This window comes from Candidatus Curtissbacteria bacterium, assembly GCA_024654445.1.
Classification (GTDB): Bacteria; Patescibacteriota; Microgenomatia; order Curtissbacterales; family GWA2-41-24; genus JANLHP01.
Window position 1 is genome coordinate 225,425 of the sequence record JANLHP010000017.1, and the last position, 26,753, is coordinate 252,177.

Annotated in this window: 29 protein-coding genes, 5 tRNA genes and 1 other RNA gene; 23 read left to right on the forward strand and 12 right to left on the reverse strand. The window is 42.8% G+C overall.

Translation table 11 applies throughout. The features are described 5' to 3' along the window. Positions 1–16: 16 nt before the first annotated feature. From NUV69_03450 to NUV69_03465, 4 genes are all read right to left on the reverse strand, one after another. Entirely contained in the window at positions 17–526 is a 510-nt protein-coding gene (locus tag NUV69_03450; GenBank protein MCR4324719.1) for a pilin, read from the reverse strand. Between the two features lie 101 nt (positions 527–627). Next, positions 628–936, reverse strand: a complete 309-nt coding sequence (locus NUV69_03455; GenBank protein ID MCR4324720.1) for a hypothetical protein — start codon at positions 934–936, stop codon at positions 628–630. Positions 937–1,090: 154 nt separating this feature from the next. Continuing rightward, positions 1,091–1,723: a pilin gene (locus NUV69_03460; protein ID MCR4324721.1), complete on the reverse strand. Its 633-nt coding sequence runs from the start codon at positions 1,721–1,723 to the stop codon at positions 1,091–1,093. Between the two features lies 1 nt (position 1,724). Continuing rightward, positions 1,725–2,867: a pilin gene (locus NUV69_03465; GenBank protein ID MCR4324722.1), complete on the reverse strand. Its 1,143-nt coding sequence runs from the start codon at positions 2,865–2,867 to the stop codon at positions 1,725–1,727. Positions 2,868–3,178: 311 nt separating this feature from the next. Between NUV69_03465 and NUV69_03470 the strand changes: the two genes are divergently transcribed. The 5 genes from NUV69_03470 (at position 3,179) to ssrA (ending at position 8,308) form a co-directional block, all read left to right on the forward strand. Beyond that, on the forward strand, positions 3,179–4,831 hold the full coding sequence (locus tag NUV69_03470; GenBank protein ID MCR4324723.1) for a hypothetical protein: 1,653 nt from the start codon (positions 3,179–3,181) through the stop codon (positions 4,829–4,831). A 15-nt stretch (positions 4,832–4,846) separates the two neighbouring features. Then, entirely contained in the window at positions 4,847–5,443 is a 597-nt protein-coding gene (locus NUV69_03475) for a PH domain-containing protein (GenBank protein ID MCR4324724.1), read from the forward strand. Next, entirely contained in the window at positions 5,443–5,679 is a 237-nt protein-coding gene (locus NUV69_03480) for a hypothetical protein (GenBank protein ID MCR4324725.1), read from the forward strand. The genes NUV69_03475 and NUV69_03480 overlap by 1 nt, the downstream gene beginning before the upstream one ends. Positions 5,680–5,718: 39 nt before the next feature. Further along, positions 5,719–7,752 (forward strand): hypothetical protein, encoded by a 2,034-nt coding sequence (locus tag NUV69_03485; GenBank protein MCR4324726.1) that lies wholly within the window; start codon positions 5,719–5,721, stop codon positions 7,750–7,752. 185 nt (positions 7,753–7,937) lie between these two features. Continuing rightward, positions 7,938–8,308: a transfer-messenger RNA gene (ssrA, locus tag NUV69_03490) on the forward strand. 177 nt (positions 8,309–8,485) lie between these two features. On the opposite strand, the gene smpB is transcribed toward ssrA, so the two are convergent. Further along, on the reverse strand, positions 8,486–8,923 hold the full coding sequence (gene smpB, locus NUV69_03495; protein ID MCR4324727.1) for an SsrA-binding protein SmpB: 438 nt from the start codon (positions 8,921–8,923) through the stop codon (positions 8,486–8,488). A 167-nt stretch (positions 8,924–9,090) separates the two neighbouring features. On the opposite strand from smpB, the gene NUV69_03500 reads away from it, so the two are divergent. Together NUV69_03500 and NUV69_03505 are read left to right on the forward strand one after the other, a co-directional pair. Continuing rightward, complete coding sequence (locus NUV69_03500; GenBank protein ID MCR4324728.1) at positions 9,091–9,765, forward strand: ComF family protein; 675 nt, start codon at positions 9,091–9,093, stop codon at positions 9,763–9,765. 199 nt (positions 9,766–9,964) lie between these two features. Then, the gene (locus tag NUV69_03505) at positions 9,965–10,666 is read left to right on the forward strand and encodes a hypothetical protein (protein ID MCR4324729.1); all 702 of its coding nucleotides are present in this window, start codon (positions 9,965–9,967) and stop codon (positions 10,664–10,666) included. Positions 10,667–10,770: 104 nt separating this feature from the next. On the opposite strand, the gene NUV69_03510 is transcribed toward NUV69_03505, so the two are convergent. Together NUV69_03510 and NUV69_03515 are read right to left on the reverse strand one after the other, a co-directional pair. Next, positions 10,771–10,857: transfer RNA gene (locus NUV69_03510), tRNA-Ser, on the reverse strand. Between the two features lie 254 nt (positions 10,858–11,111). Beyond that, positions 11,112–11,200, reverse strand: a tRNA-Ser gene (locus tag NUV69_03515). Positions 11,201–11,249: 49 nt separating this feature from the next. Here NUV69_03515 and NUV69_03520 point away from each other — a divergent pair. From NUV69_03520 to NUV69_03585, 14 genes are all read left to right on the forward strand, one after another. Next, on the forward strand, positions 11,250–11,762 hold the full coding sequence (locus NUV69_03520; GenBank protein ID MCR4324730.1) for a DUF5518 domain-containing protein: 513 nt from the start codon (positions 11,250–11,252) through the stop codon (positions 11,760–11,762). Positions 11,763–11,791: 29 nt separating this feature from the next. Further along, a complete protein-coding gene (locus NUV69_03525) occupies positions 11,792–12,367 on the forward strand; it encodes a hypothetical protein (protein ID MCR4324731.1) in 576 nt (191 codons plus the stop codon). Between the two features lie 308 nt (positions 12,368–12,675). Continuing rightward, positions 12,676–12,752: transfer RNA gene (locus NUV69_03530), tRNA-Arg, on the forward strand. A gap of 6 nt (positions 12,753–12,758) precedes the next feature. Beyond that, positions 12,759–13,037: a 4a-hydroxytetrahydrobiopterin dehydratase gene (locus NUV69_03535; GenBank protein MCR4324732.1), complete on the forward strand. Its 279-nt coding sequence runs from the start codon at positions 12,759–12,761 to the stop codon at positions 13,035–13,037. After that, entirely contained in the window at positions 13,037–13,483 is a 447-nt protein-coding gene (locus NUV69_03540) for an NUDIX hydrolase (GenBank protein ID MCR4324733.1), read from the forward strand. The genes NUV69_03535 and NUV69_03540 overlap by 1 nt, the downstream gene beginning before the upstream one ends. Further along, positions 13,483–13,569 (forward strand) — tRNA-Ser (locus NUV69_03545). Before NUV69_03540 ends, NUV69_03545 begins: the two co-directional genes overlap by 1 nt. 20 nt (positions 13,570–13,589) lie before the next feature. After that, on the forward strand, positions 13,590–13,997 hold the full coding sequence (locus tag NUV69_03550; protein MCR4324734.1) for an NUDIX domain-containing protein: 408 nt from the start codon (positions 13,590–13,592) through the stop codon (positions 13,995–13,997). Positions 13,998–14,157: 160 nt separating this feature from the next. Further along, positions 14,158–14,244, forward strand: a tRNA-Ser gene (locus NUV69_03555). 94 nt (positions 14,245–14,338) lie between these two features. Continuing rightward, positions 14,339–14,833, forward strand: coding sequence for a DUF5680 domain-containing protein (locus NUV69_03560; GenBank protein MCR4324735.1), 495 nt, complete (start codon positions 14,339–14,341; stop codon positions 14,831–14,833). Between the two features lie 14 nt (positions 14,834–14,847). After that, the gene (gene dnaG, locus NUV69_03565; GenBank protein ID MCR4324736.1) at positions 14,848–16,617 is read left to right on the forward strand and encodes a DNA primase; all 1,770 of its coding nucleotides are present in this window, start codon (positions 14,848–14,850) and stop codon (positions 16,615–16,617) included. A 13-nt stretch (positions 16,618–16,630) separates the two neighbouring features. Beyond that, positions 16,631–17,794: an RNA polymerase sigma factor RpoD gene (rpoD, locus tag NUV69_03570; GenBank protein ID MCR4324737.1), complete on the forward strand. Its 1,164-nt coding sequence runs from the start codon at positions 16,631–16,633 to the stop codon at positions 17,792–17,794. Between the two features lie 40 nt (positions 17,795–17,834). Continuing rightward, entirely contained in the window at positions 17,835–18,077 is a 243-nt protein-coding gene (locus NUV69_03575) for a hypothetical protein (protein ID MCR4324738.1), read from the forward strand. Between the two features lie 104 nt (positions 18,078–18,181). After that, positions 18,182–19,966 (forward strand): carbamoyltransferase, encoded by a 1,785-nt coding sequence (locus tag NUV69_03580; protein ID MCR4324739.1) that lies wholly within the window; start codon positions 18,182–18,184, stop codon positions 19,964–19,966. Between the two features lie 118 nt (positions 19,967–20,084). Beyond that, the gene (locus NUV69_03585; protein MCR4324740.1) at positions 20,085–20,264 is read left to right on the forward strand and encodes a DUF5989 family protein; all 180 of its coding nucleotides are present in this window, start codon (positions 20,085–20,087) and stop codon (positions 20,262–20,264) included. Positions 20,265–20,288: 24 nt separating this feature from the next. Here the strand turns inward: NUV69_03585 and NUV69_03590 are convergent, their stop codons facing one another. Then, positions 20,289–20,633 (reverse strand): hypothetical protein, encoded by a 345-nt coding sequence (locus NUV69_03590; protein MCR4324741.1) that lies wholly within the window; start codon positions 20,631–20,633, stop codon positions 20,289–20,291. A gap of 35 nt (positions 20,634–20,668) precedes the next feature. Between NUV69_03590 and NUV69_03595 the strand changes: the two genes are divergently transcribed. Beyond that, positions 20,669–23,152 carry a YfhO family protein gene (locus NUV69_03595; GenBank protein ID MCR4324742.1) on the forward strand — a complete coding sequence of 828 codons (2,484 nt, stop codon included), beginning with the start codon at positions 20,669–20,671 and terminating at the stop codon, positions 23,150–23,152. A 91-nt stretch (positions 23,153–23,243) separates the two neighbouring features. Here NUV69_03595 and NUV69_03600 read toward each other — a convergent pair whose 3' ends face one another. Genes NUV69_03600 through NUV69_03610 form a run of 3 tightly spaced genes read right to left on the reverse strand, consistent with a single transcriptional unit; the run spans position 23,244 to position 25,676 of the window. Then, on the reverse strand, positions 23,244–24,551 hold the full coding sequence (locus NUV69_03600) for an SGNH/GDSL hydrolase family protein (GenBank protein MCR4324743.1): 1,308 nt from the start codon (positions 24,549–24,551) through the stop codon (positions 23,244–23,246). 14 nt (positions 24,552–24,565) lie between these two features. Beyond that, on the reverse strand, positions 24,566–25,321 hold the full coding sequence (locus NUV69_03605) for an SIMPL domain-containing protein (GenBank protein MCR4324744.1): 756 nt from the start codon (positions 25,319–25,321) through the stop codon (positions 24,566–24,568). Between the two features lie 37 nt (positions 25,322–25,358). Next, positions 25,359–25,676, reverse strand: coding sequence for a DUF1801 domain-containing protein (locus NUV69_03610; protein ID MCR4324745.1), 318 nt, complete (start codon positions 25,674–25,676; stop codon positions 25,359–25,361). A gap of 138 nt (positions 25,677–25,814) precedes the next feature. Between NUV69_03610 and NUV69_03615 the strand changes: the two genes are divergently transcribed. Next, positions 25,815–26,336: a hypothetical protein gene (locus tag NUV69_03615; protein ID MCR4324746.1), complete on the forward strand. Its 522-nt coding sequence runs from the start codon at positions 25,815–25,817 to the stop codon at positions 26,334–26,336. On the opposite strand, the gene NUV69_03620 is transcribed toward NUV69_03615, so the two are convergent. Next, the gene (locus NUV69_03620) at positions 26,333–26,719 is read right to left on the reverse strand and encodes a lipopolysaccharide assembly protein LapA domain-containing protein (GenBank protein ID MCR4324747.1); all 387 of its coding nucleotides are present in this window, start codon (positions 26,717–26,719) and stop codon (positions 26,333–26,335) included. The two genes, NUV69_03615 and NUV69_03620, sit on opposite strands and share 4 nt — an antisense overlap. Positions 26,720–26,753: the final 34 nt, after the last annotated feature.

Here is a 26,753-nt window from a genome sequence, read left to right on the forward strand (position 1 = left end):
TATTTATCTCACCTCCTCATGGACTTGATCTTGTCGGTAGCTGAAATCCTCCTGAAATAATTTCTATACCAAAGAAGGTTTCTACCAATTTGATTATAGCAAAAGCACCCAGCACAATTACCAGTCCCAGAAGACCCCAATATATTCTGCTCCAGGCGGTTGAAATGTTTTTGGGGTCACCGTTCGCGAAGATAAAGCTATAGCCCGCGAATATCATCCAAATCACGGCGATTACGAAGGCGACGATTATAAGAAGCCAGATGCCGTTTCTGATGAAACCCGCGATGAAATCGGAAACGCTTTGGTTGCCAATATCTACCACTCCTGAGGGGGCTTCTATCGTTCCGATTCCGGGTTGGACATTCCCTGGCGCTTGATCAATAGGGCCGCGGGGAGCATCCTGATCACCGACGCCGTCTTGCGGAGGCGGGAAGGACGGGTCACCTTCTCCTTGAGCGAAAACCGTGGTCGATGAGAAAAGGAAGAGCAGGAGAGGTAAGGTAAGTGTGATTAAAAGCTTTTTCATTTGCGTTTGTTCAAGGATCTCACCTCTTCGAGTCTGAGCGATGAGGGCTTGTCCCTCAGAGTCGAAGACTTTCGAAGACTCAAGGAGAGACCTTGAAGCTTCTAAAACTGAATGTTTGTACCCAAGAAATACTGTACAGCTTTTAGGATAACAAATGCCAGAGCGGTTACAACAAGGCCGACAACGGCATAAGTTATCATCGCGCCTGCCGCCGACAACTTTTTGGGGTCTCCACCGGATGTTACGAGTCTGATTCCGCCAATAATTATGAATACAACAGCGATTACACCAGCTATACTTGTTAGGATAAGAATGAGGTCGCTTGCCAGGCTGCCTATGTCGGAAAAGAGTCCGGCTGGCTGAAAAATGTCACTGTTAATTCTAAATTCTGCAGCGTATGTGTCAAACATGGACTAATTGTTAATTTCTAATTTTTAATTTTAAAAAATCTGATTTAAGGTGGCATCCTTGAGTCCTCGAGAGGTGCCCTACCTTAAATCTTAAAAGTTCAAGGATGAGACCTTAACAAGGATCTCACCTTGAACACCAGATTCTCCGAGTTTTCTACGTTATCGTCGTTCCCAAGAACAATCTGTTAACTACTTGTAATATAGCAAAAGCCAAAAGAATAATGACAAAGCCAATTATGGCGTACATTAGCCTTCCTCGTGCCTTGCCAACGGCTTCTGGGTTGCCCCCGGACGTGATGAATTGAATACCAGAAAATATTATGAATAGGACTGTAATCATGCCAGCGATGGGGAGGACAACTTTGAGCGCTGCTTCAACTAAAGTTGGAACCAAATCCTGCTCTTTTTTAAATTTCAAATCGTCGACAGCGATATCTTTTAGGCAGTCACTGAAGCCTTTACATGGTTGGGACGAGGTGCCCGAACCGGGTTGTTGTGTGTTCCTGCCACCCGGGTCTGGTTGAGTATTCCCGTCGTCCTGATCTGGTGGGGAGGCGGTTTTTAGAAAACACGCGGGATGTCCGTACGAATCTATCTCTTCTTCAGTAGCCGAGTTGCAGCCCTCCGGTGGTCTGTCTCGTCCGCATCGGGGGCCGCCCGTAGTTACATTATGTACATATGGATCTGAGCAATGATTGGCAGAGACAGGGTTCGAGAGGACGGAAAGTGGAGCCAAAATAAGAAAGATAAAAATTAAAATAGTGAGAGAAAGTTTTTGCCAGATCATTTTAAAAACCCAAAGTAGGGCCCAAGATACTCGAACCGATAAATCGTAGAATTAGCACGCTGAGTATTAAAAAGATCAAGCCCGCAATAGCAGCGACAAACATGTCTTTTCCCGCCGTTAACTTTTGTTGGTCTCCAGATGAGGTGATTACTCTTATCGCGCCAATTGACATGAGTATCAAAGCGATTCCGCCCGCTACGCCCAATGAGATTGTTAAGAATCTCTTAATAAAACCGGCGGGGTCGGTGGGAATGTCACCTACTGCCGTATCGCAGACATTGTTTTGGCAAGGATTTTGGCCGGAGATTAGGTTTGATGCGTCTTCTTTATTTGGATCGTTGGTAGGCGGAAGAACTTGCCCACCCGCAGGGTCTATCTTTACTACGAACCTTTTATACGTAAATCCCCCGGAACATTCGCGGGTGTCCCCAGATATCGAATGCTCGTCAACTTTCTCGTTAATGTCGATTACGTATGTCCCAGCTTCTACAGGGGGGAAAGAAACTCTTGTAGAGCCTGTTTCTGGGATCGTGAAGCATCTTTCCTGTTTAAATCCGCCTCCGGTTTGAGTTTTCATAACAGCTTGGTAATTATTGCGGTCGTCGGGGCCTGGTCTTCTGCCACTTGCATCGACGAACGTTTGGTCCGAGGGCGTGAAGGTTCCCGAAGAAGTAACCGTTACGTTTATCGATAGGTATTCGTGTTTTACCTTAAAGGCTGCTGTTTGAACCTCGCTATTACTGCCTTCGGGGTAAAGCCTAATCCTATAAGTATGTCCGCCGTGAAAATAGTCGTCGGGGCCACAGTCCTGGTTTATTTTAACGGCATCCTGGCCGTCTCCGCATACTCTTACAGATATCTTATTCTCTGCGTCAGACCTTACATCTTTTCTAGCCCAAGCGTCATTGACGATTATCCGGTTGTGAGTTATAGACTCGCAGTGATGTGGGTCAGACAATACACAAAGGTCATAATCTTTATTCGGCTGTAATCCCGAAAAGACAATGTCTACGAAAGGAACTGTTTCGTTAAGTTCTGTAAAGGTGGGAGGAAATATGATTTCTTGAGCGTGGGCGGAATTGACTTGGGCTACAAGCGAGGTTGCGAGGACGGCTAGTCCGACAAAAAGTTTCTTGAAATTCATCTCAATTTCAGTTTAGCACTAGGAAAGTGTAGGTAGCAAAAGAAATGATAATTGTTACATTGTTAAATTGGTGATTGATAAATTGTTAGGGAAAAGGTCTCATCCTTCTTTAAGGTGAGACCTTAAATACCAAGAGTTAGATTTAAGGTAGGGCACCTCTTCGAGTCTGAGCAATGAGGCTTACCTCAGAGTCGATGACTCTCGACGACTCCCTCCAAGGGCGGGCAAGCAAGGATGCCACCTTAAATCGCTTCTTCTGTTGTACCAGTTTTCAACTGGTATAATACAAGGACGGTAAGTGCCGGTTTCCCATGCGAAAGATCTTTGTTTTTATTCTAATTGCTGCTTTGGGGCTTTTCTATGGAGTTTCCACAACGCGCGCGGACGAGATTGAAGACTTGCAGAAACAGATTAACGATCTCGCGAAACAGTTAGAGGGCTCTAAAGCTGCGACAACACCTCTGGAATCTGAAGTTAAATCCCTTGAAGGACAATTAGCATCGATCAATGGTCGACTTGTTGTTTTGCAGAAAGATTTGCAAAAAAGCGAGGACGAGCTGGAGCTTCAAAAAAAGATACTGGCAAGGACGGTGCGAAATTTTTATATAGGAAGTTTTATTGATATACCGCTCCTGACGCTGTTTTCTTCGGGGGACGCGACGAGTGTTCTAAGAACGATTACCTTTCAGCAAGAATCGAGTAGGCAAGACAGGGCTTTTATCAGAAATATTTCTGAGCAAATTGTAAAACTCGCGGACGACAAAAAAAGATTGGCAACAGCTCAGGGGCAAATAAATAAGCAGTCACAGTTTTTGAAGGGGGAAATCGCTTCCGCAAAATCTTTTCAATCCGAAGTTTCGGGTAAGATCGCCGCGCTTTCTGCCAAACAACAGGAAATTTTGGCCGCGAAATCCGGACAGTTCACGGCAAGTATTGGCGACAGCGAACTTGCCGACGATTACAACGCGTCTATTAAAGGCTTTCGGGAAGCGGCACCGGCAGGTTCTTTTGCCGTTTTTTCTTTCGGGGCGCATACCCATAGAAAAGGGATGAGCCAGTACGGGGCAAGGGGGAGAGCGCAGTCCGGGCAGAATTATAAGACGATTCTAAACGCGTACTTTGGCAAGCAACCGGTTTCCAAGGAGACCGGAGGTACGATTAAGGTTTCGGGATTTGGCGATATGGATTTTGAAACGACTTATTTGTACGGGATCGCGGAAATGCCTTCTTCATGGAATCCGGAAGCTTTGAAGTCACAGGCAGTTGCCGCCAGAACCTATGCTTACCGATATAAGCAGAAAGGGGATGAGATATGTACTTCAGAAGATTGCCAGGTTTTTTCAAAATCGAAATCCGACAATGTGCCCGCATCCTGGAAAAGTGCGGTTGATTCCACCAAGGGGGAGGTTTTGGAGGACGTTGTTACCTATTACGCTTCTACACACGGAGGATACGCTTTTCCTGTTGGCTGGGATACGACGGACGGTTCGGGAGGCAGTAATTTTGTCGATAAGTCGTATGACAAAATTGGCGGTTCTCCCTGGGTTTATAAAGCATGGTATACCAAGGGCTACAGCCCGTCTTCGGACAAATGCGGGAGGAGTAATCCCTGGCTTAGTCCTGTTGAAATGGCCGATATCGTTAATGCCGCTATTGCACTGAAAACATCAGGAATTGATACAGGTAGAATAACTCCGATAACAACATCCTGCTGGGGGGGCAATCCCTACAGTATTGATGAACTTAGGAATTTGGTTAGCGGGAAGGGGGGGCTTAGTTCCGCAAGTAGCGTTTCTGTTTCACAAGGTAGTGGTTCAACAGGAACGGTTAATATTAACGGGGTACCTTTAAATGGCGATGAGTTTTGTAAGGCATTTAATTTGAGAGCCCCTGGGTATTTGCAGATACCACAATGGTCGGGTAACCAATGCGGCGGCGCGTTTTTTAATATAGAGAAGAAGTAGTGCTAGAATTAATTAGTGCCTGAAGATACGATTCACACCACAAATCCTTTCGCGATGTTCGCGCCTCAACCGATCGGGGTGTCTTTTGAAGGAAGAGAAAGAGGCGAGAAGATCGTTTTGATGTTGCGGGCACACATTGTGACGTTAGTTCCGCAAATTATTTTCGTTATTTTTTTATTAATTTTACCCATTATTATTGGTCCAATACTTTCCACAATAGGAGTTGATATTTTTGGTTCTTTAAACGTGGGCCAGAGATTTTTGCTGGGAGTTTTGTGGTACTTTTTTGTATTCGGTTACGCTTTTTATAAATTTATTTTTTGGTACTTTAATATTTATATGCTTACAAGCGAACGTATAATCGACTTTGATTTTAAGGGAGTTTTACATAGGGAAACTTCGTACGCAAATCTTACCCAGATCGAAGATGTTTCCCCCAAAAGCATTGGTTTTTTTAGCGCGTTTTTTCATTTTGGAAATGTTTTTGTTCAAACTGCCGGCGAAAAACCGGAGTTCGAATTTCACCACGTTCCAAGACCTAACGATGTTGCCAAAGAGATTTTAGAGCAAATAAGAAGAGAAGAGGGAGAAAGGCGAGGATCGGTCGGATAATGATTGTCGAAAATGGTTTTTTTAGTTTAGACTTTTTAACTGGTGCTTTTACGATCAAGGCGTTCGCGGTTTTGTTCCTTGTTTTTTACAGCGTGTTTAGCTTGATTCTTTACAGACAAATCCAGTTGATGGCAAGAAGTGTCCAAATCCAGCTGGCTTCAGTTTTAAAGGCTATTGCGATTGTTCAAATAGGAGTATCGATCGCTTTGATTTTTATAATTATCGGAGCATTTTAAGAAAAGAGAGCTTATATTTATCGCTAAAAAGCTCAAAATATGGAAGAAGCATCTATCCACGTAGAAAAAGTTACAGGGCTTCCAGGGGAAGGCGTAGCCTGTCGCGTTTTTACGACAAAGGTTTCAATTGCCGATTTTGTAGGTACAGTTGTTTCCTGCATTTACGTTGTTGGGAAGGAAGCAGAATCTAGCGAAGTACTTTCGGACGTATTTGATCTTTCTGTTAAAAAACTTGAGGAAGGTGAAGATGGTGTGCTTTCCGCCCTTAAGCAGACGAGCGCAAACGTTAGGAGTTATCTTGCGGGAAAAGACTTGGAGCTTCATTTTGCAACGGTCGTTTTCTATCAAGGCGCGGCTTACATTTGCCGATTTGGAGAAAGTGTAAAAGTATTTGTTTTTAGTCCTCCAAAATCAAGTGAGCTTACTTTTGAGGTGGGTTCGGGCAGAGTCGGGTCGGGACAAATATATCTTTTGGCAACAGAAGCGTTTCTTTCACTTTTTGACACGTCTGTTTTTGCAAAAGAAGCAGAGGTCGATTTTGAAGAAATTATAGACGGACTGGCAACGGAAATTTCGGCCGAAGCTGACCAGAGCAAGGTAGGTGCGGCGTTTGCGCAGATTAGGGGAGATAAACAGGCCGTAATTGACGAGGAGACAGAAAAGGAAAGAGAAGGTAAAGAGGATAAAGAAGGTGGAGAGGATACAGAAGGGACATTAGTAGGAAGCGAAGAGGAAGTTGCGGAGGACAAGACTATCGGTGATGAGATAGCGGCGGAGGACAAACATGAAGTTTCAGAGGGTGCAAGTGTCGAGGAAAGAGGAGTCGGAAGTATTGGCGAGGAGGAGACAGCGGTCCCAAGGGATGAAGGCAGAACTGAGATGCCTGAAGCTTTCGCGAACCAAACAGATTACGCATTTGGTGAAGCCGAACAAGGGGTACGGGAGGAGAAATCACCGAAATTTAAAAATCCTTTGCCCATTATTTTGGGTGCTGTAGGGCGAGAAATTTCAAGGTTGAGGCATGGTGATGTTGGGGCAGTCTTTAGACTCAGACGAAACATAGTTTTTATTGCAGTTGTAGTTTTATTGATTTTGGCAAGTTCGGTGGCGTTTGCGATAAGACAAGGCAACGAAAAAGAAAAGCAGGCCGCATTTGATGCCCATATGGCGACCGCTTCGAGTAAATTTAGCGAAGGTTCCGCGATTGTTGATCTGAACAGACAAAGAGCGAGGGAAGTTTTGATTGATGCGGAACGTGAAGTTGGGCTTGCTCTTGAACTTAGGCCTAAAGATGAGCGCGCGCAAAAACTCAAGGATGATATTGCAGCTAGATTAAAAGCTACGGAGTCTAATTCGAATGTGAATTTTTCGACTTTTGCCCAAATCGGGGAGAGTGTTAATTCTTTGGGAATTTCGGGGAAAAACGTGGTAGTGGTTTCGGTTGACAAAATTACGGTTGTTGACAGTGGTGGTGAGACAGTAGATGAGGTTGAAGGAGTGAAAGGAGCAAAAACGGCGCAAGTTTTTGACAGCAGAGTTTTTGCGAGCAGCGGCTCTGGTGTTACAAGAGTGAATCTTGGAGGAGGGGAAGCTGTTAGGGTTGCGGATGGTGGTGCAGGTGAAGTAGGTGTATTTTTTGGAAATGTTTATCTGCTTTTTGGCAACAAGATCGACAAACATGTGCCTGTAGAGGGAGGTTACTCTGGTCCAAGCGCGTATTTGTCAGGCTCTTACGATTTTGGTCAAAACCCCAGCTTTGCGATCGACGGTATGATTTGGGTTTCCGGAGGTAACAAGATTTATAAGTTCAACAGGGGGCAGGAAGAAACATTTTCTGTTTCTGGAATGCAGGGGAATCCGACTTTCGGTGTGATCTACACCAGTGGTGAAATTGATAATTTGTATGTCGTTGACCGCGCTAATTCGGCGCTTTTGGTTATCGGCAAAGACGGAGTTTTCAAGAGTGCTTATCAGTCGCCGGAATTTGCAAAAGCTGCCGATGTTTTAATCAACGAAGACGAACAGAAGATGTATATTACTTCCGAAAACAAAGTGCTTGTCGCACCCCTTTAAACTTGATTTTGAAGCTAATTTTTGGTAGACTGTGTCTTCCTGTTCTCTCTCAAAATCGAAAGATTTTGAAAAGGAGAAATACGATTTATAATGATTTGAATCTGGCTTTGCCAGTTCAAATTCTCCTCTTAAGGGAAAGAGGAATATTAAGGAGAAAACCGTAGGTTGTCTCCTTAAAGTAACCTGGGGATGTATTGTTTCGACAGGATGGCTCTTTAAAAACTGCAAGCCGAATACGATTCTAAGTGCGTCAAACTTGAATCAAATTTACGTGCAGACAGAGATGTCTCACCGGCTCCAAGAGGCTTTGCTTTTGCATAAGTTTCTTTAAGAGTCTGTCTTTTAAGTCTTTTCTCGACGTGACTTACTAGGCAACAACTCAGTCGAGAGTAGGACTTAGGTTCTGATCAAACCTCAGTCTGAAACTTAGATCTTTGTTCTAAATTAGCCTGTTAATCGGCCACAATTTAAAACGAGATTTTATAGATTAAATAAGCTTGTAGATGTTTTTAAAATGTTTTCTTGGACGAGGGCTCAAAACCCTCCATCTCCACACACTCTCTCTGGTCATCCTGAACTTGATTCAGGATCTAAAAATGGATTCCAGATCAAGTCTGGAATGACAAGTTTGTAAGTTATCGACTTCGATCGAACAATATTCAATCCGTTTGTCATTCTCGACCAGACCCTTGAATCTAGATCCCCGCTTTCGCGGGAATGACGGGAAGAGTAGTTATTTGTTCTCTCTTATCTCTCTCTCGACGTCGCGTTCTATCGTTTTTTTCTTAAGATCTGCTCGTTTGTCGTATTTTGCTTTTGTTTTGGCGAGTGCAACCTCTGTTTTTGCTAGATTTCCTTTTATGTAGATAGAGAGCGGAACAATTGTTAGATTTCCGCCCGCAATTTTCCCTAACCAGTTTAGAATCTGCCTTTTGTGCATTAAAAGTTTTCGTTCGCGCCGGCTGTCCGCGTATTTTTGGGAACCCATCCAGGGATTTATAAAAGCATTGACCAAGAAAACTTCGCCGTCTTTAATCCTGGCGAAGCTTTCGGAAAGGTCAGCTCGCCCAGCACGGATAGACTTGATTTCTGCCCCATTCAATACGATTCCAGCCTCGACTTTTTCCAAAATATGGTATTTATTTTTGGCTCGTCTGTTAAAAATTCTCATTTGAATTTGTCATTCTGGCTTGTCCAGAATCCGATTTTGCTTGCAAAACTTATCTTCTGGAGTCGCTTCGCTCCCCAGAATGACGTAAGTAAGTTGCTGCTTGTCCTATAATTTCTCAAGAAATTAATGAGAAGAAATTGTATTCTTCGAATATAATAGCATCCCAAATGGCTTTATCTTTTTTAGATTTGGTTTTTCCCAAGCGCTGTGTTTCTTGCCGTAGGCTTGGAAATTATATATGTACTGATTGTTTTTTGAAAATTGAGTTTTTGGAACATCCGGTTTGCCCGGTTTGCCAGAGACAGGCAATAGGTGGGCGAGTACACCCTGGGTGTAAGACGCTGTATACGTTGGACGGACTAGTAGTTGCTTGTAAATATAGAGGTCCGGTTCGAAATGCGATAAAGAAGGTGAAATATAGATGGGTTCGAAGCATCGAAAAGGTTTTAGTCGATCTTTTGGTCTCGCAAATTTGGAGGTTTGACTTACCGGAGGATGTAATCCTGGTGCCAGTCCCACTTCATATTAAACGTGAAAGGTGGAGAGGATTTAACCAGTCCGAAATTTTGGCAAGCACCCTAGGGAGAGAATTCAAAGTTCAGTCTAATCTATCGATTAATCGATTAATCGATACAAAAGCGCAAGTAAGGCTGGATAGAAAAGCAAGGAAAGAAAATGTGAAAGGGGCTTTCGCTATTGCGAGGGGTGCAAAAGTAGAAGGGACAAATATTATATTAGTGGATGATGTTTATACGAGCGGTTCGACGATGAGCGAGTGCGCAAAAGTTTTAAAAAAAGCTGGCGCAAAAAGCGTTTTGGGAGCAGCAATTGCTCTGGGGTAACTCTCCACCATGTCATTATGTAGCCCTTCACTCCTGTCATCCTGAGCGGAGCGAAGGATCTGTCCTTTGTTCAGGGTAAACTCCGCGCGAGAATCTTTTCTAGATCCTATTTCGAGTTCGCGAGAAACAAGCTCTCTTTTCGTGGTCGTTGCCACTCCAGGATGACAAGGGCGATGCATTTTGGTAGAATTTGGCCGATATGACTGAATCTGACGCAGGAACAATACACTCACAAGCAGAACAAGCTCGCGAACGAGGGGATTTTACAGAAGCATTGAAGCTTACTGAGGATGCTTTCGCCGCTTATAATTCCGAAGGAAATGGTGCTAAAGCTGCTGAAGTCTTAGCGTCGAAGACCTTAACTCTTCGCCACTTATATGAGCAGACTGGGGATATATCTTATTTGGATCAGGCAAAAGAAGAGGCTAGAAGATCGGTCCAGGTTGCTACAGCCAGCGGTGTTGGTGGAGCCACGATTTTGCCTCGTTACAATTTAGCAAAAGTCTTAGAAACTTCTGGAGAATTAGAAGAAGCTACGGGAGTAATGGAAGGGGTTGTTGATGACATGATGAAAAATCCTCCCGAGGAGCTTAAACGTCCATCTGTTAAAGCGGAAATGGAAGTAAGACTTGCAACTTTCGAGTATAGAGGTGGCGATAAGAGTGCTTTAGAGCGAGCAGAAAAATCACTTTCAGACCTTGAAGCAGCGGATGAACCAGATGAGTATGCCAGAGATGTTTGGGTTTCTGGTGGCCATATGAAAATTGCCGCGATGTTAGTTGAAGATGATCCTGCGAAGGCAAAAGAACACTTAGAAAAAGCAAGAGCAATTATTGACGGTAACCCTAAATTAACACTTCGAAGAGCTCAATTCGAAAAACTCTCCCAAAGCTTCAGTTAACTCCAAATCCTGAATAAATACTAGACAATGGCGGAGGAGGTGGGATTTACAACTAAAGTTGTAGTATAGTGCACTTCGCTTGCACTATAAACGAACCCTTCCTGCGGAGGCGAGAGGATTCGAACCTCTGAGAGCCTTACGGCCCTAGTTGTTTTCAAGACAACCGCACTAGTCCACTATGCGACGCCTCCGAGTTGTCCAATTATCGCACTAGTCCACATTAGGCCCGCAGATCTGCTATGCAGATCGAGGACCGCATGCCATGGCCCTGAGTAATCGAAGGGGCACTGTATATGCGACCTCTCCCAGTTGGCGGAGGAGGTGGGATGTGCGCTTTTTGCGCGAATAGTGCACTCCGTTTACACTATTTACGAACCAATGGGTTCTCATCAGCCACCTCTCTTTTACAAAATTAGGACTAAAAAAGCCCAATTTCGCAAAAGGGCGGAGGAGGTGGGATTCGAACCCACGCGAGCCGGTAAAGGCTCAAGGGTTTAGCAAACCCTCGCAATGGACCAACTATGCGACTCCTCCTAAATTGCTGCCTCATTTTACCAGAGACAGGTTTGTACATCAATGAATTATGAGTTATATTTACCGCAATAATCTTAAGATTGGTACTGTGATTCTTAATTTCAATCTCACCAGAAGAAACTTACTCGCAATTTTTCTTGGTTTTTTAGTGTTCTTGGTGCTTTTTATAGTGGCAAAAGTGTTAGTTTTATTCACATTTCATCAAGCGGTGTTGAATTTTCCTTTAGGAGATATTGAGGGTTCTCTTTCCCGTCAGCCATTTGCTGCCATCCTTTGGATATCAAGAACCTTGTCACTAATGGCTCCGTTATTAGGAGGAGTTGTAATAGGTTATATGGTTAGAGAAAGAGGATGGTTTTATGGTGGTTTGCTGGGAGTTTTACTGGCAATTATTTTTATGGGAATTATCTCTCTAGGTTTTTTTGTGCCCGAATCTTTTAATCCCAACTCATTCGGCGAGATTATACTTGAGGTGATTTTTTACTTGCCTTTATATGTAGTTTTGACTGCTCTTGGAGGTTGGTTGGGAGAAATACTTAAAAACAGGAAGTCATTGGTTTGATCTTTTTGTGATAAACTAAAACTGCCAAAATGCCCAGATTCCACAAAACAGACGTAAACGTAGACCATCACTCCGGCAGAGTTATTTCCAAGGAAGAACTTGATGCCAAAAGACAGGCAGCGGTTGAATCCAGAACGATAGTTTCCTGGAAATCTCCGGTCCACATTTTTAAACAAAGGTCTAAAAAATACTTCACAAAAGTGGCGCTTTACGCGTTTGTCTTTATTCTGGCGGCGATCGCTTTTGGAGAATTTTTCTTGGTCGGTGTAATTATCGCTTTGGTTTTTGTTGTTTATGTATTTGCCAATTCTGCTCCAGAGGTAATTGAACACAAAATTACTAATTTGGGGATAATCAGCGGTGGGCGAGTATTTTTATGGGAAGAGCTGGATTCTTTTTGGTTCGATAAAAAGGGAGATGAGAGGCTGCTTTTGGTGCAAACTCACATGCATTTTCCTTCGCGGTTGATCTTGATTCTGACAACGATTTCGGAAAGAACCCTTTTAGAGCAACTGGAAAGACATCTCCATTATCACGCTGCACCGGTGCACACACTTTTGGATAAATGGGCCCATAAACTTCAGAGTAAAATAAGCTTAGATTAGCCTTCTGAAGCTTGCGGTACTCGTTCTGAAACAGAACTCCGTGCCTAAAACTCCAAAGCAAAATTTCATTGGATTAATTTTTATTGTCATTCTGGAGCCCTTCATTCCTGTCATCCTGAGCGGAGCGAAGGAATCGTCCTTTGTTCATGATAAACTCCGCGACAGAATCTATCCTTGAGATCCTATTCGAAGAAAAGCTTTGCTTATCGGTCGTTTTACTCCCTCCAGGATGACAACCCTTAATGTACACAGCCTTCGGCTGGTATAATTACGACGTTAAGTTGCGAGCAAAATTGGATATTATGTTTGTCCCTGTAGTTCAATTGGACAGAACGCTTCCCTGCGAAGGAAGAGATTGGCCGTTCGAGTCGGCCCAGGGGCACCATTTAATATGAAACTGACAGACGAAGAGGTACAAAATAAAATAAAAGATTTACCGCTGTGGAAATATTCCGACGGTTTTCTTAGCAGAGAGCTGGAGTTTAACAGTTTTAGCGAGGCGCTGGAATTTGTAAATAATGTCGGTAAATTGGCGGAAAAGATGAATCATCATCCAAATATTTTGATGCATGATTACAAGAAAGTAGATATCACAACTTCTACTCACGACGAAGGTGGTGTTACCGCAAAAGACTTTGAGTTAGCAAGGGGAATCGAGGAACTGACTTAATGATCAAATGTACATTCGAAAATGGGACGCCGGCTTCTTTGAGGCATGTTGTGGTGGATGCGATTGTAGTAAACAAAAAGAAAGAAATTTTACTCGTTAAGCGATCAAAAGATAAAGTTACAGAGGGTGGTAAGTGGGCACTGCCTGGGGGATTTATGGATCGAGACGAAACATTAATTGAAGCTGTTCTAAGAGAAACGAAAGAAGAAACAGGCTGGGAAATTGGGGACGTGGAGCTTTTGAGGGTTGTTGATAATCCGAAAAGGAGAAATGAGGATAGGCAGAACGTTGCATTTTTTTACACATGTGTTCCTGTTAAGAAATCCGGTAAAGCAGACGACGAATCAAGTGAGCAGAGATGGTTTAAGTTAGATGGGTTGCCTGAAGAGGAAGAAACGGCCTTCGATCATCTGGAAATTATCGAGTTTTATTTAAGGAATAAGTAGGAGGCGTCGCATAGTGGACTAGTGCGGTCGTTTCGAAAACGACTTTCGGGGCAACTCGAACGCAGGTTCGAATCCTGCCGCCTCCGCCTTCGTCCGACGAAGAATTATGAAAAGAGTTTTTAGTGCTGGTGGAATAGTAGTAAGGGATTTTGATGGCGAGAAAAAGGTTCTGGTCACTCAACATTCCGGCCATCATGGTTGGGATTTTCCAAAAGGACATGTGGAGAAAGGTGAAAAGAGTGTTGATGCTGCAATTCGTGAGGTGGAGGAAGAGACTGGAGTTAAAGCGGAAGTTGTCGAAAAGGTTGGAGACACGAAGTATTTTTACGACGAGGAGAAGGAGAAAGTTTTTAAGACGGTTGTTTATTTTTTAATGAAATATGTAGAAGAAGGTGAAGCGACTACAGCTTGGGAGGTTTCTGCAAAAGAGTGGCTACCTGTCGACGAAGTAGAAGATAAATTAACGTTTGGTGATTCTAAAAAACTATTTAGTGAGGTAAAGAGTAGAATTTAATAAATTCTGCGGTCCTCGTCGAGCGTGGCTCGACTGCGGGCCTAAGAATAAGTGATTAAATTTGGAGGAGTCGCATATACAGTGCCCCTTCCATAACTCAGGGCCATGGCATGCGGTCCTCGACTAAAGTCTGCGGGCCTAATGTGGACTAGTCAGACATGGTGGGATGCGAGAGTGGTTTAATCGGCGGACCTGGAAAGTCCGTGTAGTCGTAAGATTACCGTGGGTTCGAATCCCACTCCCACCGCAGGAGAACGAGGAGGTTGGTAAATAGTGCAACTGAAAGGCACTATTCGCGCGAATGCGCACATCCCTCCTCCTCCGCATCGGTTTGACGACAGATGAAAAATATTTCTTTAGACGAATTAAATAGGTTTTTAGGAGAGGCTTCTCTTAAAACTTATGCTGGAACCGGTGTGGAGACGAAGGCTACAATAAAGGGTTTTAAAGAATTGGAGTATAGGGATGGCGATTGGTATTACAGGGATAATTACACGGGCTTTTTTAAATCTTGGGGACAGGAAGTAGTTTGGTATAAGGATCAGCCCGTCTGGATGAGTCTTTACGGAGGAGGTTTGGAGAAAGAATTTTATGGAGACGAAGCCTTTGCAATTAAAATCTTTAATTTTTTAAAAAAGGCATTATCTTCCGGGGAAAAGTCCAAGAACTTTCAGCCCAGAGGCCCCAAAAATTTAAGTGATGGGGATTGGGTTTATCATTGTCAATGGACTGGAGATTTATCAGATTTCAAAGGTCATGAAGAAATTTTATATAAAGGCAGGGTGGTATTTACCCACGATTTTATTGGGGGAGTAGTTATTCCGAGAAAAGTGTAGAATACAGGGCGCAGATGGACCAGGTAGACGAGGTTAAGAGCAAGGTAGACATTGTAGAAGTTATTTCTTCTTATATTCCTTTAAAAAAAGCTGGGCGTAATTATTCGGGGCTTTGCCCGTTTCACGGAGAAAAGACGCCTTCTTTTATGGTTTCTCCGGAACGCCAGGCTTTTAAGTGTTTCGGTTGTGGTGAAGGTGGAGATGTTTTTACGTTTCTGGAAAAGCAGGAAGGTTGGGATTTTAAGGAAACCTTGGAGGAGTTGGCAAAAAGAGCTGGTGTTACGCTTCGTGACTTTAAACCGACGAAACAAAGTACTCAGAAAGAAAAATTATTAGAAATTCACAAGCTTTCGGAAAAGTTTTATAACTACATACTTTTGGAGCACAAAAGCGGTGAAAGAGCACGGGATTATTTGAAGAACAGGGGAGTCGAGCGCGATTTGTGGGAAAAATTTGGAATAGGTTTTGCGCCAAAAGGTTGGGAGAATCTAGCTGGATTTTTAGCTAAGCACAAATTTAATTTGGCGGACATTTCGACTGCGGGGCTGGTTGTTGGCAGGAGCGGCAGAGCGGGATCTTACTACGATCGGTTCCGCGAAAGAATTATGTTTCCTCTCAAAGATTCGCGAGGTGTAATTATGGGTTTTGCGGGGCGAGTTTTAGACGCAAATGCCAAAGAAGCAAAATACGTCAACAGTCCGCAAACGCCTATATACAATAAAGGCTCTTTGCTTTTTGGATTGGATTTGGCAAGGAATGCGATTCGCGAGAAAAATGAAGCAGTTTTAGTCGAAGGTGAATTTGACGTAATTTCTGCCCATAAAGCCGGAGTTTTGAACGTTGTTGCTTCTAAGGGAACAGCGCTTACAGAAGGACAGGTGGCGATTCTTTCCAGGATTTGCGACAAAGTTATAGTTTGCTTCGATACGGATTTGGCCGGGGATGCTGCAGCGAGGCGGGGAATAGAACTTTTGGATCTTGCGGGGGTAAGCATTCGAGTTGCAGACATGGGTAAGTTTAAAGATCCGGATGAATTTGCGCAAAATGATCCTGCGGGTTTTGCCCAAGCGCTGGAAAAAAGCAAAGACGTTTATGATTATTTTATAGATTCAGCAAGCAGCAGGTTTAATGCAACGAGCAGTGAAGGTAAAAAGAAAATCGGGCGTGAGGTTTTGCCGATTTTGGGCAAGATTACGGACGACTTGGTGAGAGCGCACTATATCGCCAGGCTTGCTAAGGTGTTGGACCTTGATGTTCAATTGGTTTCGGAGGCTGTCAGTAAAAAGTCCACGTTTATTGGTAGTAGTGATGTTCCAGGCCAGGGTGTTGTTAATAAACAGGTGAGTCAGGAGGATTATTTTCTGGCGCTTTTGGTTTACAAAGAGGACATTGTAAGTGACTTTTTTGAGATACTTAAGGCGCAAGACTTTACAAGTGACAGTGCGAAGAAGTTTTGGGTGGCGCTGCGTGGTATAATTAAGGATCCTAAAATCCGGACTATGAGCCGGGCAGTAGGTAAACTGCCAAAAGATCTTTCCGATTATTGCGACCATCTATATCTTGTCAACCTAAGCCTAGAGTTTGACGATAGGGAATTGTGGGCGCAAGAGGTAATAAAAATTAGCGGTATGATAAAGCGAGCGTCACTTAAAAGACAGCTTGAAGGATTGTCACAGAAGCTAAAAGAGGCTCAAAACAAGGAAAATGACCGCGAAATTGGAATTTTACTCGCGCAATTTGGGAAGATATCAGAAGACATTCGACAACTAGAAGCAAATAGTTAAAGGAGAAAATACAGTGCCAAGAGTTGCAAAATCAAAAACACAAACAGTAGACCCAACAGAAAAAACTGAAGAACAACGCGAAAAAGCGGCTGCTCTAACTCGCAAATTAGAGATCAGGAAACTTCTTAAAAGAGGTAAAGATCAAGGATTTGTCGCGCAAGAAGAAATTCTAGCGATCTTTCCTATGGTTGAGCGAAACATCGAGGAAGTAGATGATCTTTACTTCAAATTGCTAACAGAGGGTGTCGACGTTTTCGACACGACAGAAATGGACTCTTCGGATATGTCCAAATCTGTGACCGAGCTTGAAAAAGAGCTTGAAGGTTTGGCGACACTCGAGGAAGGATATCTTTCTGATCCGGTGAGGATGTATCTGCGGGAAATTGGTCGAGTTTCTTTGCTTACTTATGAGGAAGAGGTTTCTCTTGCAAAGAGGGTTGAGAAGAACGATAGAAGGGCGAGAGAGCGTTTAATTAACGCCAACTTAAGGCTTGTTGTTTCCATCGCCAAGAAATATGTAAACCGTGGACTTACTCTTCTGGATTTGATCGAGGAAGGAAACATCGGACTGATGAGGGCGGTCGAAAAATACGACTGGAGACGCGGATACAAATTCTCTACATACGCGACTTGGTGGATCAGGCAGGCAATAACTAGGGCGATTGCGGACCAGGCAAGGACGATTCGAATTCCCGTCCACATGGTCGAAACGATCAACAAATTCAACAGAATTTCCAGAAAATTAATGCAGGAATTAGGACGTGAACCGACTCCGGAAGAAGTTGCGCTCGAGATGGAGATCGAGCCGGATAAGGTTCGTGAAATTATTAAAGTTTCACAAGAACCAGCATCTTTGGAGGCACCTGTTGGTGAGGAAGAGGATAGCAGGCTTGGAGATTTCATTCAGGACGCTTCTGCTTCACCGACGGATCAGGCAACACAGGCGCTGCTTAAAGATCACATCCGTGAAGTTTTAGGGTCACTTTCACCGAGGGAAGCAAAGGTTTTAGAATACAGATTTGGTCTGGAGGATGGGAAACAGAGGACGCTGGAAGAAGTAGGAAAAGAATTCGGTGTAACGCGTGAGCGAATCAGGCAGATTGAAGCAAAAGCGATCAGAAAACTTCGACATCCTACCCGCGCGAAGAAACTTCGAGACTATTTAGAGACTGTTTAGGCTTCTGTTCTTCTCCTTTTGACTGTGATTTAATAGCAGGGTGAAATTTTTGAAACTCCTCTGGCGAAAGTGGAAGCCGATTGCTCACGCAATTGGTGACTTTCAGGCCCAGGTAATTTTAACTATTTTCTACTTCGTATTTTTTCTACCGCTCGGAATTATTTTTGCAGTAATTGCCGATCCTCTGAGGATTCACTACAGTCGAGCTAAAAAGAAAAGGTCTAATTTTGTTGATTGGGAACACGAAAAGGACAATTTAGCCACTGCTCACCGGCAATTTTGAATTGACCTAATTGGTCTAATTATTCTAATTAACCTAAATAATTTAGAAATTCCTAAATTAAAAAATTGATTAGAAATTAGGAATTAGAAATTAAAAATTTCAGAATGTATATTCTCGGAATCGCATGTTTTTATCACGAATCCAGCGCTTGTTTAATACGCGACGGAAAGGTCGTTGCCGCTAGCGCGGAAGAGAGATTTACAAGAAAAAAGCACGACAGTGATTTTCCAAAAGAAGCGATTAAATTTTGTCTCCAGAAAGCGGGAATTAAGATTAAAGATGTCAATTACGTTGTCTATTACGAAAAGCCATTCTGGAAATTTGCCAGAATATTATTTTCCACTCTAGCTTCTTATCCGCAAGCTTACAGATTATTTGCAAAAGGAATGATTACTTGGCTTTCCGACAAACTTTGGGTAAGGTCGATAATCGCGGACGAACTTAATATCGGCAAAGAAAAGATTCTATTTGTTCCTCATCACGTCTCTCACGCGGCATCGGCCTTTTATCCCTCGGGTTTTGATGAAGCGGCTGTTATGACTTTTGACGGAGTCGGGGAGTGGACAACCGCAACTTACGGTGTTGGACGGGGGAAAGACCTTGATATATACGCTGAAATTAGATTTCCACATAGCATTGGGCTTTTGTATTCGGTTTTTACGGCGTTTTTAGGCTTCGAAGTTAATGACGGGGAATACAAAGTGATGGGCATGGCGCCATATGGAAAGCCGAAATATTTGGACAAGGTGCGAAAATTGGTCAAGGTTTATCCCGATGGTTCTCTGCATCTTAAAATGGAATATTTTACCTTCCACAAGTCTCCAGAAAAATCATATTCCGACAAATTCATAGAGCTGTTTGGTGAACCCCGGCCTCATGATTTCTATTTTTTTACGAGAAGTAGCGGATATCCTGATTATTTTGGAGAAAAACCGAAGAACTACAAAGAGCTTGCGGACTTAAACCAAAAATACGCAGACATTGCGGCTTCGATTCAAGCTTTTACAGAAGAAATAATCCTGAAACTGGCCGATACAGTTCATAGGAAAACTAAGATGGATAATATTTGTATTGCCGGAGGAGTCGGATTGAATAGTGTGGCAAACGGAGTGCTTCTGAGGAAAGGACCTTTTAAAAGAGTATTTGTGCAACCGGCTGCGGGTGATGACGGCGGCAGTTTGGGTGCCGCACTTTACGTGTATCATGCGATTTTAGGTAAAAGAAGAACATTTGTTCAGGATAATTGTTATTTTGGTGCGGATTTTACAGATTCTCAAATTGAAAAGTTTTTGAGAAAAAAGAGGATTAAATTTAAAAAGATCACTTCCGAAGAAAAGCTGACGGATTTTCTTGCGAGTTCTATTGTGGACGGGAAGGTAATCGGGCTGTATCACGGCAGGGCAGAGTGGGGGCCGAGGGCACTTGGCGCAAGATCGATAATGGCGGACCCGAGGCGCGACGAAATGAAGGATATTGTTAATACCAAGATTAAATTCCGAGAGCCTTATAGACCTTTCGCGCCTGTAGTCTTGGCCGAGAAAGCGAAAGACTACTTTGAGCTTGGCGATTTGGAGCACGAATACCTGACACGCTTTATGCTTGGAGTTTTTCCGGTCAAAAAGGATAAAAGGAAGGTGATTCCAGCGATTACTCACGTAGATGGATCGGGTCGTTTGCAGATAATTTCGGAAAAACAGAATGCGCGTTATTACAACATCATCAAAAAATTCGGCAAAAAGACGGGCGTTTATGTTCTAATGAATACCTCCTTTAACCTAAAAGGCGAGCCAATTGTAAATTCACCGGAAAACGCTTTCAATACGTTTTCCAAGTCGGGTTTGGATATTTTAGCGCTTGAAAAATATATAGTTCTTAAGGAAGACCTTTAATCAAAATTCGAAACAATTTCAAATGTTCAAATTTTCGAATTGATGTTTTGAGAATTTTAATTTAAGATTTAGAAGATTGTTTCGGATTTTGATATTCGATATTCGGATTTTTAAACTTATGAAGTTTCTTAAGGGATTTGTTTCTAGAAGCGGTGAGGCTGGGGAGTTGTTAGAGTTTCTGTGGAAAGCTAAGCTTTGGTTTTTGATTCCATTTGTAATCGTTCTTCTTGCGTTTGGTTTGCTCCTGGTCTTTGCTCAGGCTACTGGAGTCGCTCCATTTATCTACACATTGATTTAAAAAAAGAGTTTATTTCTAAGAAAATTAGTGAGGTTTTATATATTGGAGGACTTGAGTAACGGGGGCTATCGCGTCTTGTCCACGAACGAAAGCTGATCCAGGTGTTTCTCTGTAAGTAACAGAGTCGAAGCCGCCACCGGCGGTCAAGTTCACTTCTATCGGTTCATGACTGGAACATAGTATTTTCAGTTCGATGTGATCGGCATCTCCTTCGTGCTGATAGATCGCGTCCACAATTGGTTCTCTGGTACCGTTAACAGGTCTGTTTACGGCTCCTGAATATCCATCGAAACCTAGGGCGGATTTGTAGCCTCTCATGAGGCTGGCTGCATTGGGGACAGAAGGTTGTCTTTCGTTTCGTTCTCGCATTTGAAATTTACACGGGCAGACTTGATAATCTCTCTATGATTAAGAAATATCCTTTGCGTATTTTCTTGCTCTTTACCGTTCTAACTCTGATTATATTTTGGCCCATATTAATGGGAAAAGTCAACCTGAACGGCAATCTTTTAGTTTCTTATTACCCGCCTTATAGTGAAAACCTGCCATTCAAGAACACTGGTTGGGATCAGCTGCGAATTTATTTTCCGTTTTACCAAGTCACTTTCGAACAATTTCGCAATTTTATTATTCCTTTGTGGAACCCATACGCGTTTTCGGGGCACCCTCATGCAGCTGATTTTCAAAGCGCCGTTTTTTACCCTTTAAATGTTTTTGGCTTGTTTTTGCCCCAGATTGAGCTTTGGCATCTACTCAGGGTAACTCCGACGATTTTAGCCTCGTTTTTTATGTTTCTGTATCTGCGCAGCCTTAAGCTTGTTAAGATTGCCGCTATTTTTGGAGCGTTAACTTTCGGTTTTAGCCCTTTTATTCTGACATGGGGAGAAGAAGTGGTGATGTCGCCTCATTCAATTTTGTGGCTGCCCCTAATCTTACTTGCGATTGAACGATTCGATCTTCTTTCTTCCCGTCATCCTGAGCGAAGCGAAGGATCTCAAACTTCGACAATTAGAAACAGATTGCTTCGCTCAGCTCGCAACGACAAGAAATGGTATTTGCTGATAATTTCTCTTTCGACCGCGTTTAGCTTCCTTGCGGGCTACATGCAGACTTCTATTTATCTTTTTATTTTTGTCGCTTTTTACATACTTTTTAGGCTTGGTCTCAAGCCCCTATTCACGCGTGATGGGGCAAAACTTATTGGTGCTTTTGTGCTTGGGGCGATGCTTGCCGCTATTCAGCTTGTTATTTCCGCGGAAATATTTGTAAATTCAGCGCGGTCTCAGATCGCCTTAACAGAGACACTTTTTGAGTTTTTGGTTCCTGTCGAGGGGCTCTTGACGTTTATCGCGCCTGATTTTTTCGGGCATCCGGCAACCTACAATATGTTTCGCGGAGGCTCCGCGCAATATTACGAAGCAATAATGTTTAGCGGTATCGCCGCTCTTCTTTTTGCCCTTTATTCGATTTACGCGAAATATAAAGACAAGCTTGTTCTTTTTCTGACGGTATTTGTTGTTGTTTCTCTATCGACGACTTTAGATTTGCCGACATCGAGGCTATTTCTTTCTCTGCCGATTCCTTTCCTTTCGACTTCAATTGCCAACAGAATTCTTTTTATTGATGCATTTTGTATCGCAACCCTGGGGGCTATTGGTCTTAATGAATGGCTGACGAAGGGGGGGGAGGGGATTTTGAGAGTGGTTGCTGCTTTGGCCGTAGTTTACATCTTTGTGATTGGGTATCTTTTGGCAGCAAAGCAATTTGGACTACCTTACTTTGAGAGGGGTGGGGCTCCAATCGGTCAAACCGTAAATATTAGCCTAAGAAATATGGTAATTCCGTTTGGAGTCTTCACAATTACGACATTTTTGGTCGTTTTTGCAACATTTTTTGCCAAATTCAAGAAAAATGTTGCCATTTTGATCATTTTTATTGCATTTTTGCACATTTTTTACTTTTCTTGGAAGTATTTTTCGTTTAGTGATAGAAAATACGTCTTTCCAACAAGTCCGGAGTTGAGTTTTATCAGAGATCATCAGGAGAATTTCAGGTCGTGGGGAATAGGGGACGCTTTTTTTGAAGTGAATTTTGCGAGTCAATACGGTCTTTACTGGCCAGAAGGGTATGACTCTCTCAACAACAAGAGCTATGGAGAGTTTACGTACGCGATGCAGGGGCAAGACCTTAGCTCGTTCACATTTCGGGCGGATGCGAGCTTGGGGCGGAGTGACACCGCGACTATTCTGGGTAGCGAGGCGAGAAGAAGACTGGTTGACATGGTAGGTGTCAAATACGTTATCGGGAAAAACAGTGAAAGTGAGCTAATTACCAAAAACAACTTCAAGAAAGTTTTTGAAGGGAATAAGTATTCAGTTTTCGAGAATTTACAAGTTGTACCGAGGGTGATGCTTGCCTCTAATTATGAGGGACCGCCTGATTTTAAGGATGATTCCCTGAGTGATTCCGAAGTTAAAAAGATACGACGAAGCAGGATCTTTGAAAAACTGACGAGGAAAGATTTTGACTTCCGAAACACTGTGATTTTGGAAGAACCTTCTCCTATCAGTCCGCAGTTTGGGGAGGGAAGTGCGCAAATAACTAGGTATGAACCTTCTGAAGTTGTGGTTAAAACAAGATCCGAACAGCCGAAATTGTTGGTTTTAAGCGACAATTATTTTCCCGGGTGGAAGGCGACGGTTGATGGGGATGAGGTCAAGATTTTGCGGGCTAATTACACATTTCGCGCTGTTCCTCTAACTCCTGGCGAGCACAGCGTGAGGTTTGTTTACGATCCGCTGTCATTTAAGTTGGGTGTGATTGTTTCTGCGGTGAGCCTAGGGGCACTAGTTGTCTTCTTTATGAGGCCACGTTTTAAATTGACCTAATTTTTCTAATTTCTAATTAATCTAAACAATCCCCAATTATAAAAGTCCTAAGTGTATTTATTAGAAATTAGGTAATTAGAAATTTTCAGGATTATTTTAAAGCGAAATCGATTGATGGGTTGATTTGGTTTTCTTTAAGAAACTCCTGGTTGATTGTAACGGTTGGTAAGTAGTTTTGCGCGATAAAAGCGGAAAGTAAATTGCCAGTTCGTTTATGTCCAGGAACATTAAAATGTCCATCTCTTTCAAAATAATAATCTTGAGAATTTTTAACGGCCATGAATTTTAGAAAGTCCAAATTAGCGATTTTCTTATCGTTGAGAAAGTCCCGAAACTCCCTTTGAGGCTGCTCTTCTTCCAGCTTGTAACCATCTTCAATCTGTCTTCCGATCGACTTTGCTTGTTGCGGGTCAGTTAGGATGGTAACTATAAACGCGCTTTGATTTTGTGTAACCAGGTCGTTAATTCCGGCGATTAAGGTTTTGGATTTTTCAATTCCTTGTAAAATTTCAGCGACACACGAAGTATTTGTCGCAGTAATATTTGAAAGACAAGGAACCGCTTCTTCTTGAGAGATCGACTTTGGAGGATTTTCTTGAAACCCGAGTGATTTTTTAATTTTTTTAACTGTATTTGGAGAGCCTTTTTCCATTGCAGACATTAAAAGGATTCCGAGGTGGGTATTTCTGACAACAGGAATTTCGTATATCCAGTTTTTCTGGTAAATATTTACGATGTAACCGTCTTCTGTTGACTGAAACTTGGATGTGATTTTATGCGGCAAGCCTCTTTCGTCTACCTCATCCCAGTTCATTTCCAGTAGATCGGTGACGTCGTTGTAAGGGAAGAGGTTGAGAACAACAAGGTCGGGTTTATACTTTAGACCCATTTCATTTAAGAAAACGTAATAGCTATCTAGGGTTTTACCGCCAGTAAAACCCGCGTTGATGACTTCGAAGTTTGTATCAAGATTTGATTCTTTCGACCAGGTATTAAGGTTGTTTTCAAGAACTTTGGCGAAAGTTTCTTCTTCGTTTACTCCCCAGCCAAAGGTCATTGAATCTCCAAGCAAGAGAATCCTGTAAGTATTTTGAGGCTTTTCCAAAGATATTTCACGGCCACGAATTCCTTGTGAGTTTGTATCTACTTTATGTCTAAATTCCAGAGTGTATGCGATATGGTCGTAGTCTTTAACATCTTTTTGAAGCGTAATTGGGAGGGTTTCTGTACTATCGAAAATATTCATTCCTCGAAGTCTGGCAAAGTTGTAAGTGTTTTGAGGAAGAGTGTGACGGACTATATATTCGCCGACAAGAATCGAAAAAGTAAACGTGAGCAGTGAGATTACGAGGCCGATGATGGTCGCGTGCTTGATTAAGGTCTTAGATTTTTCCTGCATTTATTGGAGCGATACTATTTGAGGGCGAAATCGACTGCTAGATTGATCGTAACTTCGTTCTGACCGGGTTGGATCTGGCTTGCTTTCTGCATGAGATCTGCTTCGCTTCTTGCCATCATCGGAACAGGGTATCCAAAATCACCTTGCTCTTGAATCTTTACAGCTTTGCCGAGTTTTCTTCCGGAAAGTTTCGCGAGTTCTTCGGCTTTACTCTTTGCTTCTTCTACCGCGTCTTCTCTGGCCTTACTCCTTGCTTGTTCCATGGTTTCATCGTCGATCGTTAGGTTCGGGCCGTAAAGGTTGGTTGCTCCATTTTGAGTGAGTGCTGCAAGTACCTCGTCCGATTTATCAAAGTTTCGCACTGTGATTTCTAAAGTAGTCGAAACTTGATTAGTATTTGGTCGGGGAGGCGCGGGATAAATCATGGGTGCGGGTTCCGTGCCGCCTACGGAAGTTTCATAGCCTGGCCCGCCGGAGAGGTTTTGAGTCTTGATATCTTTTTCCTCAACGCCTAGCTGTTTAATTGCCGAAACGAGATTTGATACTTTCTGGCTATTTTCTTCTCGAGCTTTGTCTAAGTTATCGTTTGTAGTCTCGATAGTTGCGGAGACTTTGGCGACATTTGGAGTTGCTTGAGTTCTACCCTCAGCGGTTACTGAAATTGTTTCTTGGGTTTTCGCTTCCCAGGGTCTTAGCCAAAAAGCGGCGAGAGTAAGAATTACAATTACTATTGGCCAAATAAGTGCTGTGTATCCTGGCTTATTTCTCATACGGGTGAGTTAAGAGTAGCGTGAAGGCTGTTTTTTGTCAATTTGAGCCAATTGGGTTTTTTGAGCCTTCCAGAATAACTTTTTTAAGGACATCAAGGTCGATATCCTCCGTCTTTTTAAACCTGATACAGCTTTTGCCAATGCTTGCCTTTGGGAGATCGTCTTTATGAGCTTCGGCGACGTATTTTCCATCTTTTACACCGCAAACGTAGACGGAAATGTAGTTTTTTTGGCTAGCCAGAGCAATAGTTGCCCACTCTCCTTCGCGACCACTTGCATACTTGTAGTGGTATTTTCCGTAACCAATCATGCCCGTTTCGATGTATGGTTTGAGCTTTGGAACTGTTTTTTTAATTAGTGCGTGGAGTTTTTTAATCTCGGATTTCTCGGCTCTTCGATGAGGTCGATATATTCTTCCGGAGTCTTAGCAGGAGTAGTTTTAAACATGTTCATAGTTGAGATTATATCAGGGCTGTGATTTAAATTGAGTAAGATGAACTTTTTGGCGATTCTTGTTATTGTTCTTAAATTTATTGTCCCTGCATTAATTCTAAAATTTCCGTTTCAAGCTTCGTGGGCTAACTATTTCCTGGACGTTGTAGACGGAGATATTCTACAAGCTATGGGAATGAACGAGGCTTTATATCAGAACGTTGATAAGGTGGCGGATTACGTTTCTTATATTTTCATGTTGATTGTTGGACTTAGATGGAGGATTAAAGGGTTAATTGTCGCCCTTTTTGCTTACAGGACGGTTGGGCAAATTTTATTTTTTGCAACAGGGAATGAAATGATGTTTTTCTACTTTCAAAACTTTCTGGAGCCTCTTTTTATGGCGTATTCACTGTTGATTTTTAAGAGGGGATCAGAAGAAAAGGCTTATAAATCGTACAGAAAGCACATTATTTTAATCTGGGTGATTGTCATTGGATACAAGCTTTGGAACGAGTGGTATCTGCACTTTGCAAACATAGACCTGTCGACGATATTTTTCGGGTTTAACGGAGGCAGTTAGGTAGAGAGACGACCGCGGATTCTTTGAAAAACGTTGGGTTTTGAGAAAGATGATTGGATGAAAGGAGCGGGTTTTCCAGCTTTAAATCTGGAATTTTCTGTTTCCAATTCGTCTATTTTCGCATGAAGTTTGTTTATTTCTTCTTCGCGGCTTCTGATCCTCCTATTTTTACCGAAGATTGTTAGAGAATCTGTAATGGACCGCGCCAAATAAACTATCGAAGAAATTCCGACTCCAATTAGAATTGACGCGATTGTGATGACATAAAGCGGGACGTTGGTGAACGTGTACCCAAAAACGCGCAGCGTGATCGGCGCCGTATTCTGGAGCGCGAAAAACGAGAAAACTAATGCAACTAGCAACGTAAAAATTAAACTTATCATTCTAGATTAGAGGTTAATTGGAAAATGAAGGAAT